This is a genomic window from Enterococcus sp. DIV1937, assembly GCF_050535975.1.
GTDB classification, from domain to species: domain Bacteria; phylum Bacillota; class Bacilli; order Lactobacillales; family Enterococcaceae; genus Enterococcus; species Enterococcus faecalis.
Map to the genome: position 1 here is coordinate 543,842 of NZ_CP172909.1, position 18,294 is coordinate 562,135.

Consider the following 18,294-nt stretch of genomic DNA (forward strand, 5'->3'; position numbering starts at 1 on the left):
ATTAGTTCACCTTCTTTTCAAGGTTTTTCGCTAATTTAGTTAAGCTAGTAATTAAAATTAAGTAGATTAACGCAATAACGAAGTAAACCATTGTACTTTGTAATGTCCGAGCAACAATAATTTTTCCTGTTTGTAGTAGTTCGATTAAGCCAATTGCTGAAAGGATAGTTGTATCTTTCAATGAAATAACAAATTGGTTAATGAATGAAGGAATCATAATGCGAATCGCTTGTGGTAAAATAATTTTTTGCATTGTCCGATTATAGGAAAGACCTAAACTTCTTGAAGCTTCCATTTGGCCAACTGGAACAGCTTTGATTCCGCCGCGCACAATTTCAGAAATATAGGCACTGGCATTTAAAGTTAATGTGATAATCCCAGCAATGAAGACCGGGATATTAAAGCCAAGCACACCAGGTAATCCGAAATAGATGAAGAACGCTAAGACCATTAAAGGAATTCCGCGAATTAAATCAACATAAATGGTTGAAAGTACACGTAATGCTTTGATTGGTGAAACGCTGAATAGCCCAAAAATAACGCCGACAATTAAAGCAAGTACGAAGGAAATCAACGTTAATAGAATCGTCATCCATAAACCGTGTAACAATTGTTTCCAGTTGTTTTGCATGAAGCCAACAAACGTAGATTCGTCAGCTGTTTCTTCTTTGGCTTCGTTGCCATCTTTTACGTAAGTGCCGATAATTTTATCGTATTCACCTGTACGTTTCATTTCTTTTAAGCCTTCGTTAAACATTTCAAGTAGTTCAGGATTTTGCCCTTTTTTGACAGCAAAACCGTAAGAACCACCTTTTTCACGAGGAATTGGTGTCGCTAGTGGTTGATTTTGTGCAACCCCATAGCCAATGACAGGATAATCATCCATCATGGCATCAACTTCGCCAATTTCTAACGCACTGTATAATGCATCAGTTGTGTCTAAATACTTAATTGAGTAATCATATTTCTTTTTATTTTTTTCTAAGAAATCAGCACTTTCAGTACCAATTTTTACGCCGACTTTTTTGCCTTTTAAATCATCATACGATTTAATTTTGTCATTGCCTTTTTTGACCGCAATTTGAATACCGCTATCAAAGTAAGGAACAGAGAAGTCGAAGGCTTTTTTACGATCATCCGTAATCGTCATGCCTGCAACCATCCCATCTGCTTGACCAGATTCAACAGCTTGGACAGCAGAACTAAAACCAATAAATTTAAATTCAACAGTAAAACCTTGCAATTCAGCTGCACGTTTGACTAAATCTACATCAATTCCGACATAATCGCCTTGGGCATTTTGAAACTCAAACGGAGCAAACGTAGAATCACTAGCAATCACATATTTCTCTTTTTTAGGAGTGATTTTTTTCATCTGTTCGCCAGCGTCTTGTGTGTTTGTTTCATCACCTGTCGCTAAGTAGTTGTTTAAAATTTTATCATAAGTACCATTGTCTTTAAGATTTTTCAAACCAGCGTTGAACTTTTTGATTAATTCAGGGTTTTGCCCTTTTTTCACTGCGAAACCATAAGAACTGCCTGTTTCTTTATCGCCAACTAATTGTAATTTTTGACCATTTTTAACTGCGTAGCCCAATACAGGATAATCATCAACGATTGCATCCGCTTCGCCGTTTTCTAAGGCTTTATAAAGACCCGTTGCATCGTCAAAATTTTTGATGGTGTAGTCATATTTCTCTTTATTTTTTTCAAGGAAATTGGCACTTTCAGTTCCAACTTTAGCCGCGACCGTTTTGCCTTTTAAATCATCATATGATTTAATTTTGTCGTTTCCTTTTTTAACCGCTAATTGTAAACCGCTATCGAAGTATGGATCTGAAAAATCAAAGGATTTTTTTCGCTCATCCGTAATACTCATTCCAGCAATCATGCCATCAATTTGTTTAGATTGAATCGCTTGGACTGCACTATCGAAGCCTAATGGTTTTAAATCCACTTCAAAACCTTGATCTTTGGCAATCGCATCTAATAAATCAACGTCAATACCAATGTATTTTCCTTTTGAGTCTTGGAATTCAAAAGGGGCGAATGTTAAATCCGTTCCAATTGTATATTTCTTTCCTTCTGCATGTGCTGAAGTGCCACTAATGAATGTTAGCAGAGTTACCATCATCACAAAGAAAGAAAGTAAAAAGTGTTTCCTTTTCATAAAATACCTCCTAGTTTTGCATATTGAACAATTATATAGTAAGAAATAGGAAGCTGACAAGTATTTGAACGCTAAAAAGAGAAAAAAACTCTAATTTCCTTACATTGCATGTTATAAAATGTGACATAAAAATTAAGAACAAAAGATTAAGATCAGTTGAAGTCCGAAACAGCAAAAGTGGCGAAAATATGTTCGGTATGTTAAACTAATAAGTGGACATTCTGCCAGAATGGGCCGATAATTTAAGAGAAATTAGACACTTTGAGGGGGAGTTATAAATGATCGAAAGAGAAACTTCCAATACCTTTCATTTGGCTTCTAAATATGAGCCTGCCGGAGATCAGCCAGCCGCTATTGCTGAACTAGTTGACGGTGTCAAAGGTGGAGAAAAAGCTCAAATTTTACTTGGAGCGACCGGAACAGGTAAAACATTTACAATCTCTAATGTGATTCAAGAAGTGAACAAACCAACATTAGTGATTGCACATAATAAAACACTAGCTGGACAATTATACGGGGAATTTAAAGAATTTTTCCCAGATAATGCGGTCGAGTATTTTGTCAGTTACTATGATTATTATCAACCAGAAGCATATGTACCCTCAAGTGATACATATATTGAAAAAGATTCCAGTATTAATGATGAAATTGATAAACTACGCCATTCAGCGACAAGTTCTTTATTGGAACGAAACGATGTCATCGTGGTAGCATCAGTTTCTTGTATTTTTGGTTTAGGGGATCCGCGGGAATACAGTCAACAAGTTGTTTCATTACGTGTGGGAATGGAAATGGATCGTAATGAGTTACTAAAAAGCTTAGTCGATATTCAATTCGAACGAAATGATATTGATTTTCAACGGGGGCGTTTTCGTGTCCGCGGTGATGTGGTTGAGATATTCCCAGCTTCACGGGATGAGCATGCGCTACGTGTTGAATTTTTCGGAGACGAAATTGATCGAATTCGTGAAGTAGATGCGTTAACTGGTGAAATTGTCGGCGAAACAGAGCATGTCGCTATTTTTCCGGCAACACACTTCGTGACGAACGAAGAACATATGGAACACGCCATATCGCAGATCCAAGAAGAATTAGAGGCACGTTTGAAAGTGCTTCGCAGTGAAAACAAATTATTGGAAGCCCAACGTTTGGAACAGCGAACTAACTATGATATTGAGATGATGAGAGAGATGGGCTATACGTCAGGGATTGAGAATTACTCTCGACATATGGATGGTCGCCAAGAAGGGGAACCGCCATATACGCTGTTGGACTTTTTCCCAGATGACTTCTTACTTGTAATCGATGAGTCTCATGTAACAATGCCGCAAATTAGAGGAATGTATAATGGCGACCGAGCACGGAAACAAATGTTAGTGGACTATGGTTTCCGTTTACCAAGTGCACTTGATAACCGACCGCTTCGTTTAGAAGAATTTGAACAACATGTAAACCAAATTGTTTATGTATCGGCAACACCAGGCCCTTATGAAATGGAACAAACAGAGACTGTTGTTCAACAAATCATTCGACCAACAGGTTTACTAGATCCAGAAGTAGAAATCCGCCCAATTATGGGTCAAATTGATGACTTGGTGGGCGAAATTCATGAACGGATCGAAAAAGATCAGCGAGTGTTTGTCACAACCTTAACGAAGAAAATGGCCGAAGATTTAACCGACTATTTCAAAGAATTAGGCTTAAAAGTTAAATATTTGCATAGTGATATAAAAACACTGGAAAGAACGGAGATTATTCGCGATTTACGATTAGGCGAATTTGATATTCTAATTGGTATTAACTTATTACGTGAAGGAATCGATGTGCCAGAAGTTTCCTTAATTGCGATTCTAGATGCGGATAAAGAAGGCTTCTTACGTAGTGAACGCTCATTAGTGCAAACGATGGGACGGGCTGCCCGGAACGCTGAAGGAAAAGTCATTATGTATGCAGATAAAATCACCGATTCGATGCAACGAGCTATGGATGAAACGGCACGACGTCGGGCAATCCAAGAAGCATATAATGAAGAACATGGCATTGAACCAAAAACAATTATTAAAGAAATTCGTGATTTGATTTCTATTTCCAAAACAGCTGATAAAGATGAAACAGTGGTTCAATTGGATAAATCATATGAAGATTTATCAAGACAAGAAAAAGCTGATTTATTAATGAAACTTGAAAGAGAAATGAAGGATGCGGCCAAAGCATTAGACTTCGAAACTGCAGCCACATTACGAGATACCATTCTTGAATTGAAAGCTGCCAAATAAGTCAACCAACGGATTAAGTAAAAGATACGATGAACCATCGTATCTTTTACTAATCTTTTCTCTATAGAATGACTTGAAATGATTTGACGTAAGAGATTTAGTAAAAGGAGAACATATATGGCAAATGATAAAATTGTGATTCATGGTGCACGCGCCCATAACTTAAAAAATATTGATGTCACGATTCCTCGTGACAAAATGGTTGTTGTAACTGGACTATCTGGTTCTGGCAAAAGTTCATTAGCGTTTGATACGCTTTACGCAGAAGGGCAACGACGTTATGTAGAGAGTCTCTCTGCTTATGCGCGACAATTTTTGGGGCAGATGGATAAACCAGATGTTGACAGCATCGATGGTTTAAGTCCAGCTATTTCAATTGATCAAAAGACGACAAGTAAAAACCCGCGCTCAACGGTGGGGACGGTCACAGAAATCAATGATTATTTACGATTGTTATTTGCTCGGGTAGGTCATCCAATTTGTCCTAACGATCATATTGAAATTACCAGTCAGTCTGTTGAACAGATGGTTGATAAAGTCTTAGAGCTACCAGAGCGAACAAAAATTCAAATTTTGGCGCCTGTTGTGGTCAAGAAAAAAGGTCAACATAAAAAAGTGTTCGAAATGATCCAACGTGAAGGGTATGTCAGAATGCGGGTGGATGGTGAAACCTATGATGTTAGTGAGGCACCAGAACTTGAAAAAAATAAAAAACATGATATTGCGATTGTGATTGACCGTATCGTTGTGAAAGAAGGCATTCGCTCTCGCTTGTTTGATTCGTTTGAAGCGGCTTTGCGTTTAGCTGAAGGTTACGCAATTGTTGATGTGATTGGTCAAGAAGAGATGTTGTTTAGTGAACATTATGCTTGTCCTTATTGTGGGTTCACAGTCGGTGAATTGGAACCGCGCTTGTTTTCATTTAATGCACCATTTGGCGCTTGTCCCGATTGTGATGGTTTAGGTGTTAAATTAGAAGTGGACAAAGACTTAGTGATTCCAGATCCCACTAAAACCTTGAGAGAAGGAGCCATTGTTCCGTGGAACCCTATTAGTTCCCAATATTATCCACAAATGTTGGAACAAGCAGCCACCAGTTTTGGGATTGATATGGATACGCCGTTTGAAGAATTACCTGCAGACCAACAAGAAATTATTTTAAATGGTTCTGGCGAGAAAAACTTTCATTTTCATTATGAAAATGACTTTGGTGGTGTTCGTGATGTGGAAGTGCCATTTGAAGGGATTTTAAAAAATATTAAACGACGTTATCATGAAACAAATAGCGATTTTACACGAGATCAAATGCGGTTATACATGACAGAATTGACTTGTCGAAGCTGTCAAGGGTATCGTTTGAATCCGCAAGCTTTAGCTGTAAAAATCAATGGCACGCACATTGGTGAAGTCAGTGAATTAGCAATAAAAAATGCGGTCCAATTTTTTGAAGGTGTGTCTTTATCTGAACAAGAAACAACGATTGCTCGGCCAATTTTAAAAGAAGTCGAAGATCGGTTAACCTTCTTAAAAAATGTCGGGTTAGATTACTTAACCTTAAGTCGAGCTGCTGGTACACTTTCTGGCGGAGAAGCACAAAGAATTCGCTTAGCAACACAAATTGGATCAAACTTATCAGGCGTCCTTTACATTTTAGATGAACCATCAATTGGTTTGCATCAACGAGATAACGACCGCTTGATTGACTCATTGAAAAAAATGCGGGACTTAGGCAATACATTAATTGTGGTGGAACATGATGAAGATACAATGATGGCTTCGGATTACTTGATTGATGTGGGACCTGGCGCTGGACATCTGGGCGGTGAAATTGTAGCCGCTGGTACGCCGGAAGAGGTTGCTAAAAATCCGCATTCATTGACTGGACAATATCTTTCTGGGAAAAAAGTGATTCCTGTGCCAAAAGAACGTCGCAAAGGCAATGGCAAAGCGATCAAAGTCACTGGTGCCAGTGAAAATAATTTAAAAAATGTCAGTGTTGAATTTCCGCTGGGTGAATTTGTTGCTGTCACAGGCGTTTCAGGTTCAGGGAAAAGTACTTTAGTCAATCAAATTTTAAAAAAAGCGCTGGCCCAAAAATTAAATCGTAATTCCAATAAACCTGGGAAACACAAAAGCATCACTGGTTATGAAGCCATTGAAAAGATTGTTGACATTGACCAAAGTCCAATTGGTCGAACACCAAGAAGTAATCCAGCGACTTATACTAGTGTTTTTGATGACATTCGCGATTTGTTTGCCCAAACAAATGAAGCCAAGGTTCGTGGCTATAAAAAAGGTCGCTTTAGTTTTAACGTCAAAGGTGGCCGTTGTGAAGCTTGTCGCGGGGATGGTATCATCAAAATTGAAATGCACTTTTTACCTGACGTCTATGTGCCTTGCGAAGTTTGTCATGGCAAACGTTATAATTCTGAGACGTTAGAAGTTCATTATAAAGGCAAAAACATTTCTGATATTTTAGATATGACGGTGGAAGATGCCGTAGAATTTTTCAAACATATCCCTAAAATTCATCGTAAATTGCAAACAATTGTGGATGTAGGCTTAGGCTATGTGACATTGGGGCAGCCAGCAACTACTTTATCTGGTGGAGAAGCACAGCGGATGAAGCTAGCGAGTGAACTTCATAAAAATTCTAATGGAAAAAACTTTTATATTCTGGATGAACCAACAACAGGCTTGCATACCGATGATATTGCGCGGTTGCTTCTAGTATTAGAGCGTTTAGTGGAAGCGGGCAATACCGTTTTAGTGATTGAACATAACTTGGATGTCATCAAATCTGCGGATCATGTGATTGATCTAGGGCCAGAAGGTGGCGACGGTGGTGGGACGATCGTGGCGACAGGAACACCAGAAGAAGTTGCTAAAGTCAAAGACAGTTACACAGGATATTATTTAAAACGTGTTCTGAAATAAACATTAATGATTAGATAAAGAACCTTGTTTTTATGGGAAACAAGGTTCTTTTATTATAAAATAACAAATATTTTTTAGTAAAAATTAAAAATAAATGTTGACTTAATGTGTAATTAAAAGATATACTATGTTTGTTAACAAAATAACAATGAACACGAAGGGAAGTCTTAAATGAAAAACAAAAAAATAACAACAAGTTTATTAACAGCAGGAATGGTCTTAGCTATCGGAATCACACCTTTTGTACATAGTAACACAATGGAAGCAGCTACTTTAATTTCACAATCAGACCATGAAAAAGTAATGAGTTTTACCAAGAAAGACTTAAAAGAAGCAACGGGCATTCAATTGGAGCCGGCGACAGTACAAGCCGTTCATCAGGAATTAAAGCAACAAATCACCTGGGAAACATTAGGCTATTCCACAATTGATGCGCAAAATATTGCGACACGTTTTACACAAAATACATATCAGGCTCTGGGGATTTTAACAGATATCGCCAACCATTCAGACCTTCAATTGAAAGTCATTACCATTAATAATCCCTATCTAGCAACAGCTAAAATTGGTACCTTTAAGTGGGAAACTGTAACTCCTGAAGTTGGTGGGGACCATGAAACAGCAGACAATGAACTAACAACACCGACACCGACTGTTGCCAGTCTTCAAGAGATTGACGTAGAAATTGAATACGACGAAAATGAAATTGAGTTCACCTATGAAATAAAATCGAACGGAACAATTGAAGCAACGTATGAAGATGAATCTGCTGATTTAGAATTAGAAGGTAAGGCAGCACAAGACAAAATCATGACTCTTTTAGATGGATTGTCAATCAAAACAGCTACAAATGAACAAATTAAAGAACACATTACGAAAAAGTTAGCCGTGAATGAACAAGTAAAACAATTTGAGTTTGAAGCTAATTTTACTGATAAAACAGAAATTGAGTTTGTATTAAAATAACACAGAGTTATATAGTATAATTCAGCAATTAAAACAGCGTTGACAAAAATGTCAATGCTGTTTTTCTATGAAAGAATAGAAATCTTTATAAGAATGATTGAAAAGCTTTCTTTGATACGCCCGGGGTGTTATAATATAGTGATGCAAGTGAAGGGAGTGTTGAATATGCCAGAAAATTTACAACTGGTTATTATTACAGGAATGAGTGGCGCTGGAAAAACAGTCGCTGTTCAAAGCTTTGAAGACATGGGCTATTTCTGTATCGACAATTTACCACCAAGCTTAATCCCAAAATTTTGGGAATTAATTAAAGAATCTGGAAAAGTTACCAAGATTGCGTTAGTGATTGATTTACGTTCACGGACCTTCTTTAGAGAAATTCAGGATATGTTAGTCGAACTTGAAAATACTAATTTTATTGATACAACGATTTTATTTTTAGATGCCACCGATGAAGAGTTGGTTTCTCGTTATAAAGAGACACGGCGTGCGCATCCAATGGCGATGGATGGTTTAGTGACAGAAGGTATTCGTAAAGAACGTGCAATGCTGGAAGAAATCAAGGCGGATGCTCAGTTGGTTATTGATACCACGGACTTGTCCCCTCGTCAATTGCGGGAACGTTTGAATAAAGAACTAGCAACGAGAGAGACACACGAATTTCGAGTGGAAATGGTGTCCTTCGGCTTTAAATATGGGTTGCCGATTGATGCAGATATCGTTATGGATGTTCGCTTTTTACCTAATCCCCATTATATTGATGAACTACGGCCGTTAACTGGAATGGATCAACCTGTTTATGATTATGTGATGGGCTTCCCAGAAACAGATGAATTTTATACCAAATTTATCGATTTACTGAGAACAGTCTTACCTGGATATAAAAAAGAAGGTAAAAGTAGCGTCACCATTGCAATTGGCTGTACTGGCGGACAACATCGCTCTGTCGCATTGACAGAACGTGTTGGCGCTGAATTAAAAGAGGAAGATTACCATGTAAATATTACCCACCGCGACCGCTTAAAAAGAAAAGAAACGGTTAATCGCTCTTAATGAAAACCTATCGAATTCGTAAACCGAAGATCGTGGTTGTTGGTGGTGGAACAGGCTTACCAGTAATTTTGAAAAGTTTAAGAAATCAAAGTGTTGATATTACTGCCGTCGTAACGGTCGCTGATGATGGCGGTAGTAGTGGCGAGCTTCGTTCCTCTATTAATAACATGACACCTCCGGGAGATTTAAGAAATGTTTTAGTGGCATTGTCAGATATGCCACAATTATATGAAGATATTTTTCAATATCGTTTTGATAAATCAGATAGTCATTTTGCCAATCATGCAATCGGTAATTTAATCATTGCTGCTGTCTCAGAAATGAGAGGAAGTACGTATGAAGCGATTCAATTGCTTTCAAAAATGATGCATGTTGATGGACGGATTTATCCATCATCAGAACGGCCATTAACGTTACATGCTGTATTTAAAGATGGCTCAGTGGCGGTGGGAGAATCAAAAATTGCACTGGATCGCAAGACGATTGACCATGTGTTTGTAACAAATACACACGGAGAAGAGCAGCCAAGAGCTGCGCGTAAAGTCGTCAAAGCAATTGAAGAAGCAGACATGGTCGTGTTAGGGCCAGGGAGTCTTTTTACAAGTATTTTGCCTAATTTAGTTATTACAGAAATTGGTGAAGCCATCAAACAAACGGCAGCCGAAGTAGTCTATATTTGTAACATCATGACCCAAAAAGGGGAAACGGAACATTTTACGGATGCAGATCATGTTCGTGTCTTAAACGAGCATCTACAAGCGCAGTTTGTTGATACGGTGCTGGTTAACACAGAAAAAGTACCAGAAAATTATATGGATCCTGAAATTTATGATGAATATTTAGTTCAAGTAAAGCATGATTTTCAAGGATTACGTGAAGAAGGTTGCCGAGTCATTTCGACAGACTTTTTAGAATTAAGAGATGGCGGAGTTTTTCATGATGGGGAAAAAGTTGTTGAAGAACTTTTCCGTATCGTATTTGGAACGAAATATTAATTAATCAAAAGAATCAAGAGAGGAGGAGCTTAGATGTCTTTTGCCTCGGATGTCAAAAAAGAGTTAACTGGTTTAGAAGTCCATCGAGAACACGCGAAAGCAGAATTAGCAGCATTAATTCGGATGAACGGCTCGCTTAGCTTAGTTAATCAACAGTTTGTCTTGAATGTACAAACGGAAAATGCTGCAATTGCTCGTCGAATGTATTCATTGCTGAAAGATCATTACCATGCACAAGCAGAATTATTAGTTCGTAAAAAAATGAAACTAAAGAAAAATAATGTTTACATTGTGCGTCTAAAACAAGATACACAAAAAATTCTAGCTGATTTGGATATTATGGATGGGGTCGTTTTTAATGGCAATGTGTCAAATGAAATCATGGGTAACGCGCAAAAAATGCGTTCCTATTTACGCGGGGCCTTTATGGCTTCTGGCTCAGTTAATAATCCGGAAACAAGTCGCTATCATTTAGAAATTTTTTCAATTTATGAAGAACACAATAATGATATTTGTAAGATGTTGAATTACTATGACTTAAACGCTCGAACATTGGGACGCCGAAATGGGTATATTTGTTATTTAAAAGGTGCTGAAAAAATTGCCGACTTTTTAACATTAATTGGTGCCACGAACTCTATGTTGAAATTTGAAGATGTCCGGATTGTCCGTGATATGCGGAATTCAGTAAATCGTTTAGTGAATTGCGAAACAGCGAATTTAAATAAAACCATTGATGCGGCTTCAAAACAAATTGAAAATATTCAATTTATTGAAAGTACAGTAGGGCTGACGTCATTACCGGAGAAACTTCAGGAAATCGCAGAATTACGGTTAGAGTATCCGGAAGTTAGTCTCAAAGAACTAGGGGAAATGATTCCTTCAGGAGCTATTTCTAAGTCAGGTATTAATCATCGTATTCGAAAAATTAATGAATTTGCAGAAAAATTACGAGAAAAAAGTGCGTAACTTTTCTGCTCCAGAAGTGAAGAATAACATTTCCGTTTGAAGTGCTATCCTTCACTTTTTCTTTAAGCGTGTAAAAAAAATTAAAGTGTGCAAAAAGTGTGTAGCACTGAAATGTAGTGTTGACCTGTGGTTTAAAGAAACGACGTTGGCACGAATGTTGCATGTAATAAAATGCAAACGATTACTTATTGCTGTTTTTAACTAAAACATTAAAAACTATTGGAGGGGTCAAAATGGTTCAACGATTAATTAGTGCAAATGCATCAGAAATCAAACGGATGTCAAAAGAAGAGCTGTTTCAGAGTATTAAAGCGAGCGAAGGGCGCGTAATATTATCGGAAAATGTGGTAGTTCATCCATCCGTAGCAGGTGATATCACTTGTGCGGAAATGTCAAAAGCATATGGCGCAGACATGATTTTATTGAATGTTTTCGATGTTAATAAACCGATTGTAGTAGCCGCTTATGAAGGGCAATATACTGCGGAAACATGTGTCCCTAATGATGAGGTTGTTCATCGTTTGAAAGAACTAGTCGGTTTACCGATTGGCATGAATGTCGAACCTGTTGATGAAAATTTAAACTTAGCTTCAACGAGAGTTTCGATCGAACCAGGTAGAAAAGCATCAGCAGCTACTTTCAAAAAAGCCAATGAACTGGGTTTGGATTTTATCTTATTGACAGGTAATCCAGGAACTGGCGTGACCAACGACTTGATTGCTAAGAACGTGGCCTTAGCCAAAAAACATTTTGACGGCATCATTATTGCCGGAAAAATGCACAGTTCAGGCGTAGATGAACCAGTGGTCAGTTTAAAATCAGCTGAACAATTTATTGAAGCGGGTGCTGATATTGTCTTAGTCCCAGCAGTCGGCACGGTTTGGGGCATCGATGATCAACAAGTCAAAGAAGTTGTGGATTTTGCACATTCAAAAGGAAAATTAGTTATGAGTGCCATTGGAACTTCACAAGAAAGTGCTCAACCTGAAGTTATCCAAGCAATCGGCATTAGAAATAAAATTTTAGGCGTAGATATTCAACATATTGGCGATGCCAATATGGGCTTAGTTGGTATTGAAAATATTAAAGAGCTTTCTGATGCGATACGTGGGAAAAGACATACTGTTGCTAGAATGGCTCGTTCGATTAATCGTTAAAAAAGTGAACAGAGGCACGAATTCAGAAAATTTGAATTCGTGTCTTATGATTTTTTTATTGAAAAACGGTATACTAAAAGAGAAATAAAGGTTTGAAAGGATGAGGTTTTTATGGATATTTCAGTAATTGATGCAACAAAAGTTAACACAGAAACAGGGCTTCACATTGGTGAGAGCAATGCCCCTGTCAAAATGATAGAATTTATCAATGTTCGCTGTCCTTATTGCAGAAAATGGTTTGAAGAGTCTGAGGAACTGTTAGCACAATCTGTCAAAAGTGGTAAAGTTGAACGTATCATTAAGTTGTTTGATAAAGAAAAAGAAAGTTTACAACGCGGCAATGTGATGCATCACTACATTGACTATTCAGCGCCTGAACAAGCGCTGTCAGCATTGCATAAAATGTTTGCTACGCAAGATGAATGGGGAAACTTAACCTTAGAAGAAGTAGCGACGTATGCTGAAAAAAATCTGGGCTTAAAAGAACAAAAAGATGCAACGCTTGTTTCCGCAGTGATTGCTGAAGCCAATGCGGCGCACATTCAATTTGTACCAACGATCATCATTGGTGAGCATATCTTTGACGAAAGTGTCACTGAAGAAGAATTACGTGGATACATTGAAAAATAAAAAAAATGGAAACAGCGACTGTCGCTGTTTCCATTTTTTTATTTTTAATTTAAGGCGCTACTATTTTCCATTACTTCATCGATTAAACCATATTCTTTTGCTTGTTCGGCAGTCATATAGTTATCACGATCGGTATCACGTTCAATCACTTCAATTGGTTGGCCAGTTCGTTCAGCTAAAATTGAATTTAAACGTTGACGAGTGTCTAAAATGTGACGAGCAGCAATTTCAATTTCTGTTGCTTGCCCTTGAGCGCCACCAAGTGGTTGGTGAATCATGATTTCCGCATTTGGTAAAGCGAAACGTTTGCCTTTTTGACCAGCTGTTAATAAGAAGCTACCCATTGAAGCTGCCATTCCTAATACGATCGTTTGGACATCCGCTTTAACGAAATTCATGGTATCGAAAATCGCTAAACCTGCAGAAACGCTACCACCAGGAGAGTTAATGTACAAGTAAATGTCTTTTTCTGAATCTTGGGCATCTAAGAATAATAACTGTGCAATCACTGAGTTTGCCACGTTATCATCGATAGGGCCGCTTAGCATAATGATGCGGTCTTTTAATAAACGAGAGTAAATGTCATAAGCACGTTCACCGCGAGATGATTGTTCAATAACTGTTGGAATTAAATTCATAAGTAAATCCTCCTATATAAAGAAACTTTTAAAGTCATTCTATCACAAAGCACTTTGAATGCCTATGAAAAGTATACCTCTTTGGTCAATAAAGGTCAACGAAGTCGCTTGAAAAATTTTGTGTCATTTTTTATCCGAAACTTTTGGATTATGTTATACTAAAATGGAAAATTAGAAAAGAGCGAGGGGAAAAATATGTTTGTTTTTATCGCCGGAATGGTCGGTGTAATCGTCGGTGCGCTAATAGTCACAGCAAGTGCCGCCTTACATTCATCTTACAAAGAGCGAAAAGAAGTACGTTATCGTGAACTAGAACATTTGGTTAAAGAAATTGAATCATTGAATTTATTAAATAAAAAAGTCAAAGAAATTTTACAAAAGCGTGAATTATATATAGACAGATCAATTGAATACTTATCGATGGATGATTGTTTCATCAGCATCGATGATTTTATTTATTTGGAATCATTTTCTGCTCAAAATAATTTTTACTTACCGACGTACTTAATTGAAGAATTTTTCAAAAAAATTGCGCATCGTAAAGTCATTTTGACGGCCAGCGAAGTTGCTGAAATGGGTGGTCACACCTATAAAGGCGGCCGTGTTATTTTAGAAAATTTTTCAGACGAGATTTTAGCAATTATTGAAGATAAAAAACGTAAAATGCAGCGTTTGTCTAACGAACCACTTCATTATTTTAAAGCGATTAAATAAAAAAAGAACCAGCGTACCCGCTAATTTTTTTGGGTATCTGGTTCTTTTTCTTGTTGTTCCATATCGGTCATAGTGTCTTCAATTTCTTTATGTAAGAAATAAGAAATAACTGTACGGATGATCACCAAGGTTGCCAATTTCAAAATATCTTGAAAAGTTGGTTTGACAATGGATTCAATAATATCAGCAGCAATTAAAATTTCTAAACTTAACAGAATGTAGCTACCAAGGAAGTTTTTGATGAACGTATTCATTTTGGTTAAGGTAAAGCGGCTTTGATTTTGTCGTTCACTTTTAATGAAATCTTTTCCTGCTAAACAAACACCCCAAACTAAAACAATAATCGAAAAAACATTCAGTCCTAAAATACATAGCTCAAAAAGTGGGGTTAAAAGCGTCATTAACTGATGGGGCCACTCATTCATCGTATTCACTCCTGCCAAAAAGCCTTTTCTTTAACTATAACGAAACGGCTGACTAACGTCAAATATTGTTGAAATAAACGGGCTAAACTATTCAGCGTATAGAAAAAAACTAAGAAAATTATGAATAGCATCTAACAATTAAGTAAAAGGACTGTAAAGGTTCTTTTACTTTTTTTGTGTAAAAAAGACCATTAAAAGGAATCAAGTAGCAAAAAGTAAGTGAAAACCAACTTTGTCAGTGGATAGTCTTTTCATTAATTTTTAAAAGACAAATTTTACGTTTTCAAGAGCCGAATACTGCCAAGTTTTAGCCTTTAAAGGTGATAGAATCAGAAATTGAGTAAGAGATGTGTCACAAAAGCAAGGAGACACATCGACTTGATGAAAGATTTAAGGAGCTGTAGTTGAAGTAAAGAGAAGCAAGTGTCCCAAACACTAGCGAAAGAAAATAGGGAGGATTAAAATGTTTAAGAAAGCAACGAAATTATTATCGACAATGGTGATTGTCGCTGGAACAGTTGTGGGAAATTTCAGTCCCACATTGGCTTTAGCCGAAGGAGTGGTTAAAGCAGGAGATACAGAAGGAATGACCAATACGGTGAAAGTGAAAGACGACAGTTTGGCTGACTGTAAACGGATATTGGAGGGACAAGCTGCTTTCCCAGTTCAAGCGGGTGAAACGGAACCGGTTGATTTAGTGGTTGTTGAAGATGCCAGTGGTAGTTTTTCAGATAATTTTCCACATGTAAGACAAGCGATTGATGAAGTGGTTCAAGGTTTATCTGATCAAGACCGCGTGATGCTGACTTCATATCGCGGCGGAAAACAATTTATGTTTCCTGATGGAAAAGTAAAAATTAATTCAGCTGATTATGATATGAATGTGCGTGTTGATACTCAATTAACCCATGATAAAAGCCAATTTGTCTCTGGATTTGGAGATGTTCGGACGTATGGTGGTACACCAACTGCCTCAGGATTGAAACTTGCTTTAGATACGTACAATCAAACACACGGAGATTTAACGAATCGAAAAACATATTTCTTATTAGTGACAGATGGGGTCGCTAATACACGTTTAGATGGTTACTTGCATAAAACCAACACCAATGATTCAATCAATGAATATCCAGATCCAAGACATCCTTTTCAAGTTTCGGTTGAGTATAGTAATGACTATCAAGGTGCAGCAGCAGAAGTTTTAGCGTTAAACCAAGAAATTACTAACCAAGGCTATGAAATGATTAATGCGTATTGGGAAAGTGTTGAATCTTTAAGTTCAGTGAATTCATACTTTGATAAATATAAAACAGAAGTGGGTCCTTTTGTAAAACAAGAGTTGCAACAAGGGTCTAGCACACCAGAAGATTTTATTACAAGCCAATCTATTGATGATTTTACAACCCAATTAAAACAAATTGTCAAAGATCGTCTGGCGCAATCGACACCAGCAACAGCTTCATTAACGATTGCCAATCAATTTGATATTCAATCGGCGACCGCTACGGACGATGCTGGAAATGATGTGCCTGTTCAAATTAACGGACAAACCATTTCAGCAACTAGTACAGAAGGTTACGTAGGAAACATCACGATTCACTACGAAGTCAAAGAAAATACAGCGATCGATGCAGAAACCCTTGTAAGTAGTGGGACAATGAATCAAGGAACAATTGCTAAGGAATTTCCAGAAGCGACGATTCCTAAAAATGACAATGCGCATGCGTGTGACGTGACGCCAGAAGATCCAACGATTACAAAAGATATCGAAAATCAAGAGCACTTAGATTTAACCAATCGTGAAGATAGTTTCGATTGGCATGTCAAAACAGCCTTTGGTAACGAAACAAGCACTTGGACCCAAGCCAGTTTAGTAGATGATATTAACCAATTATTAGACATTATAGATGTAAAAGTCACAGATGAAAATGGTAAAGATGTTACAGCCAATGGCACAGTAACACAAGAAAATAACAAAGTAACTTTTGAAATGAACAAACAAGCAGACAGCTATGACTATTTAAGTGGTCATACGTATACAATGACTATCACCACTAAAATTAAAACTGACGCAACGGACGAAGAATTAGCACCTTATATTGAACAAGGCGGGATTCCCAACCAAGCTGACTTAAACTTTGGCAACGAAGGTGACGTGTTGCATTCCAACAAGCCAACCGTAACACCGCCACCTGTTGATCCAAATATTACTAAAGACGTAGAAGGACAAGAACATTTAGATTTAACCAACCGCGATCAAGAATTTAAATGGAACGTCAAAACAGCTTTCGGTAACGAAACAAGCACTTGGACCCAAGCCAGCATGGTAGATGACATTAATAAAGTGTTAGACATCACTGATGTAAAAGTCACAGATGAAAATGGTAAAGATGTTACAGCTAACGGCAAAGTAACACAAGAAAATAACAAAGTAACTTTTGAAATGAACAAACAAGCAGACAGCTATGACTATTTAAGTGGTCATACGTACACAATGACCATTACTACTAAAATCAAAGCTAGCGCAACGGACGAAGAATTAGCACCTTATATTGAACAAGGTGGCATTCCCAACCAAGCCGACTTGAACTTTGGCAACGAAGGTGACGTGTTGCATTCCAACAAACCAACCGTAACACCACCTGCACCAACGCCAGAAGATCCAACGATTACAAAAGATATCGAAGGTCAAGAACATTTAGATTTAACCAACCGCAACCAAGCATTTAAATGGAACGTCAAAACAGCTTTCGGTAACGAAACAAGCACTTGGACCCAAGCCAGCATGGTGGATGACATTAATAAAGTGTTAGACATCACAGACGTGAAAGTTACTGATGAAAATGGCAAAGATGTTACAGATAATGGCATAGTAACACAAGAAAATAACAAAGTAACTTTTACTATGAACAAAAAAGATGACAGCTACTCTTACTTAGCTGGTCATACATACACAATGACTATTACCACTAAAATTAAAACTGACGCAACGGATGAAGAATTAGCGCCTTATATTGAACAAGGCGGGATTCCCAACCAAGCCGACTTAAACTTTGGCAACGAAGGTGACGTGTTGCATTCCAACAAGCCAACCGTAACACCGCCTGCACCAACGCCAGAAGACCCAAAAAAACCTGAACCTAAACAACCGCTAAAACCGAAAAAACCGTTGACGCCTACAAATCATCAAGCACCAACGAACCCAGTCAATTTTGGAAAATCAGCAAGTAAAGGAATTCATTTACCAATGACTAATACAACAGTAAATCCACTTTACATGATCGCAGGTTTAATTGTCCTTATAGTGGCTATTAGCTTTGGCATAACAAAAAATAAAAAAAGAAAAAATTAGACAAACTAAAAA

General features: G+C 37.5%; 13 protein-coding genes. 10 read left to right on the forward strand and 3 right to left on the reverse strand.

Features of this window, described 5'->3' with window-relative positions; genetic code table 11:
- Position 1 precedes the first annotated feature (1 nt).
- Positions 2-2,170 (reverse strand): amino acid ABC transporter substrate-binding protein/permease, encoded by a 2,169-nt coding sequence (locus IGL13_RS02690; RefSeq protein WP_002355617.1) that lies wholly within the window; start codon positions 2,168-2,170, stop codon positions 2-4.
- Between the two features lie 278 nt (positions 2,171-2,448).
- Between IGL13_RS02690 and uvrB the strand changes: the two genes are divergently transcribed.
- The 8 genes from uvrB (at position 2,449) to IGL13_RS02730 (ending at position 13,153) form a co-directional block, all read left to right on the forward strand.
- Positions 2,449-4,446 carry an excinuclease ABC subunit UvrB gene (gene uvrB, locus IGL13_RS02695; RefSeq protein WP_002355618.1) on the forward strand — a complete coding sequence of 666 codons (1,998 nt, stop codon included), beginning with the start codon at positions 2,449-2,451 and terminating at the stop codon, positions 4,444-4,446.
- A gap of 117 nt (positions 4,447-4,563) precedes the next feature.
- Positions 4,564-7,383 (forward strand): excinuclease ABC subunit UvrA, encoded by a 2,820-nt coding sequence (gene uvrA / locus IGL13_RS02700; RefSeq protein WP_002361280.1) that lies wholly within the window; start codon positions 4,564-4,566, stop codon positions 7,381-7,383.
- A 171-nt stretch (positions 7,384-7,554) separates the two neighbouring features.
- Positions 7,555-8,349, forward strand: coding sequence for a YusW family protein (locus IGL13_RS02705; protein WP_002366200.1), 795 nt, complete (start codon positions 7,555-7,557; stop codon positions 8,347-8,349).
- Positions 8,350-8,514: 165 nt separating this feature from the next.
- Positions 8,515-9,402 carry an RNase adapter RapZ gene (gene rapZ / locus IGL13_RS02710; RefSeq protein ID WP_002355625.1) on the forward strand — a complete coding sequence of 296 codons (888 nt, stop codon included), beginning with the start codon at positions 8,515-8,517 and terminating at the stop codon, positions 9,400-9,402.
- On the forward strand, positions 9,402-10,397 hold the full coding sequence (locus IGL13_RS02715) for a gluconeogenesis factor YvcK family protein (protein ID WP_002355627.1): 996 nt from the start codon (positions 9,402-9,404) through the stop codon (positions 10,395-10,397). The genes rapZ and IGL13_RS02715 overlap by 1 nt, the downstream gene beginning before the upstream one ends.
- Positions 10,398-10,430: 33 nt before the next feature.
- Positions 10,431-11,366 carry a DNA-binding protein WhiA gene (whiA, locus tag IGL13_RS02720; RefSeq protein WP_002358736.1) on the forward strand — a complete coding sequence of 312 codons (936 nt, stop codon included), beginning with the start codon at positions 10,431-10,433 and terminating at the stop codon, positions 11,364-11,366.
- A gap of 233 nt (positions 11,367-11,599) precedes the next feature.
- A complete protein-coding gene (locus tag IGL13_RS02725) occupies positions 11,600-12,523 on the forward strand; it encodes a PEP phosphonomutase (protein ID WP_002361282.1) in 924 nt (307 codons plus the stop codon).
- Positions 12,524-12,634: 111 nt separating this feature from the next.
- A complete protein-coding gene (locus IGL13_RS02730; RefSeq protein ID WP_002361283.1) occupies positions 12,635-13,153 on the forward strand; it encodes a DsbA family protein in 519 nt (172 codons plus the stop codon).
- Between the two features lie 44 nt (positions 13,154-13,197).
- Here the strand turns inward: IGL13_RS02730 and clpP are convergent, their stop codons facing one another.
- The gene (gene clpP / locus IGL13_RS02735) at positions 13,198-13,791 is read right to left on the reverse strand and encodes an ATP-dependent Clp endopeptidase proteolytic subunit ClpP (protein WP_002355633.1); all 594 of its coding nucleotides are present in this window, start codon (positions 13,789-13,791) and stop codon (positions 13,198-13,200) included.
- 195 nt (positions 13,792-13,986) lie between these two features.
- Here clpP and IGL13_RS02740 point away from each other — a divergent pair, with 195 nt between their 5' ends.
- The gene (locus tag IGL13_RS02740; RefSeq protein WP_002355635.1) at positions 13,987-14,505 is read left to right on the forward strand and encodes a hypothetical protein; all 519 of its coding nucleotides are present in this window, start codon (positions 13,987-13,989) and stop codon (positions 14,503-14,505) included.
- A 20-nt stretch (positions 14,506-14,525) separates the two neighbouring features.
- Here the strand turns inward: IGL13_RS02740 and IGL13_RS02745 are convergent, their stop codons facing one another.
- Positions 14,526-14,930, reverse strand: coding sequence for a DUF1622 domain-containing protein (locus IGL13_RS02745; RefSeq protein WP_002386155.1), 405 nt, complete (start codon positions 14,928-14,930; stop codon positions 14,526-14,528).
- Positions 14,931-15,393: 463 nt separating this feature from the next.
- Between IGL13_RS02745 and IGL13_RS02750 the strand changes: the two genes are divergently transcribed.
- On the forward strand, positions 15,394-18,282 hold the full coding sequence (locus IGL13_RS02750) for an isopeptide-forming domain-containing fimbrial protein (protein WP_104680849.1): 2,889 nt from the start codon (positions 15,394-15,396) through the stop codon (positions 18,280-18,282).
- Positions 18,283-18,294: the final 12 nt, after the last annotated feature.

Coding starts and splice junctions, on each gene's coding strand:
- IGL13_RS02690 (WP_002355617.1), bottom strand. CDS start 2,170: ATGAAAAGGAAACACTTTTTACTTTCTTTCTTTGTGATGATGGTAACT.
- uvrB (WP_002355618.1), top strand. CDS start 2,449: ATGATCGAAAGAGAAACTTCCAATACCTTTCATTTGGCTTCTAAATAT.
- uvrA (WP_002361280.1), top strand. CDS start 4,564: ATGGCAAATGATAAAATTGTGATTCATGGTGCACGCGCCCATAACTTA.
- IGL13_RS02705 (WP_002366200.1), top strand. CDS start 7,555: ATGAAAAACAAAAAAATAACAACAAGTTTATTAACAGCAGGAATGGTC.
- rapZ (WP_002355625.1), top strand. CDS start 8,515: ATGCCAGAAAATTTACAACTGGTTATTATTACAGGAATGAGTGGCGCT.
- IGL13_RS02715 (WP_002355627.1), top strand. CDS start 9,402: ATGAAAACCTATCGAATTCGTAAACCGAAGATCGTGGTTGTTGGTGGT.
- whiA (WP_002358736.1), top strand. CDS start 10,431: ATGTCTTTTGCCTCGGATGTCAAAAAAGAGTTAACTGGTTTAGAAGTC.
- IGL13_RS02725 (WP_002361282.1), top strand. CDS start 11,600: ATGGTTCAACGATTAATTAGTGCAAATGCATCAGAAATCAAACGGATG.
- IGL13_RS02730 (WP_002361283.1), top strand. CDS start 12,635: ATGGATATTTCAGTAATTGATGCAACAAAAGTTAACACAGAAACAGGG.
- clpP (WP_002355633.1), bottom strand. CDS start 13,791: ATGAATTTAATTCCAACAGTTATTGAACAATCATCTCGCGGTGAACGT.
- IGL13_RS02740 (WP_002355635.1), top strand. CDS start 13,987: ATGTTTGTTTTTATCGCCGGAATGGTCGGTGTAATCGTCGGTGCGCTA.
- IGL13_RS02745 (WP_002386155.1), bottom strand. CDS start 14,930: ATGAATGAGTGGCCCCATCAGTTAATGACGCTTTTAACCCCACTTTTT.
- IGL13_RS02750 (WP_104680849.1), top strand. CDS start 15,394: ATGTTTAAGAAAGCAACGAAATTATTATCGACAATGGTGATTGTCGCT.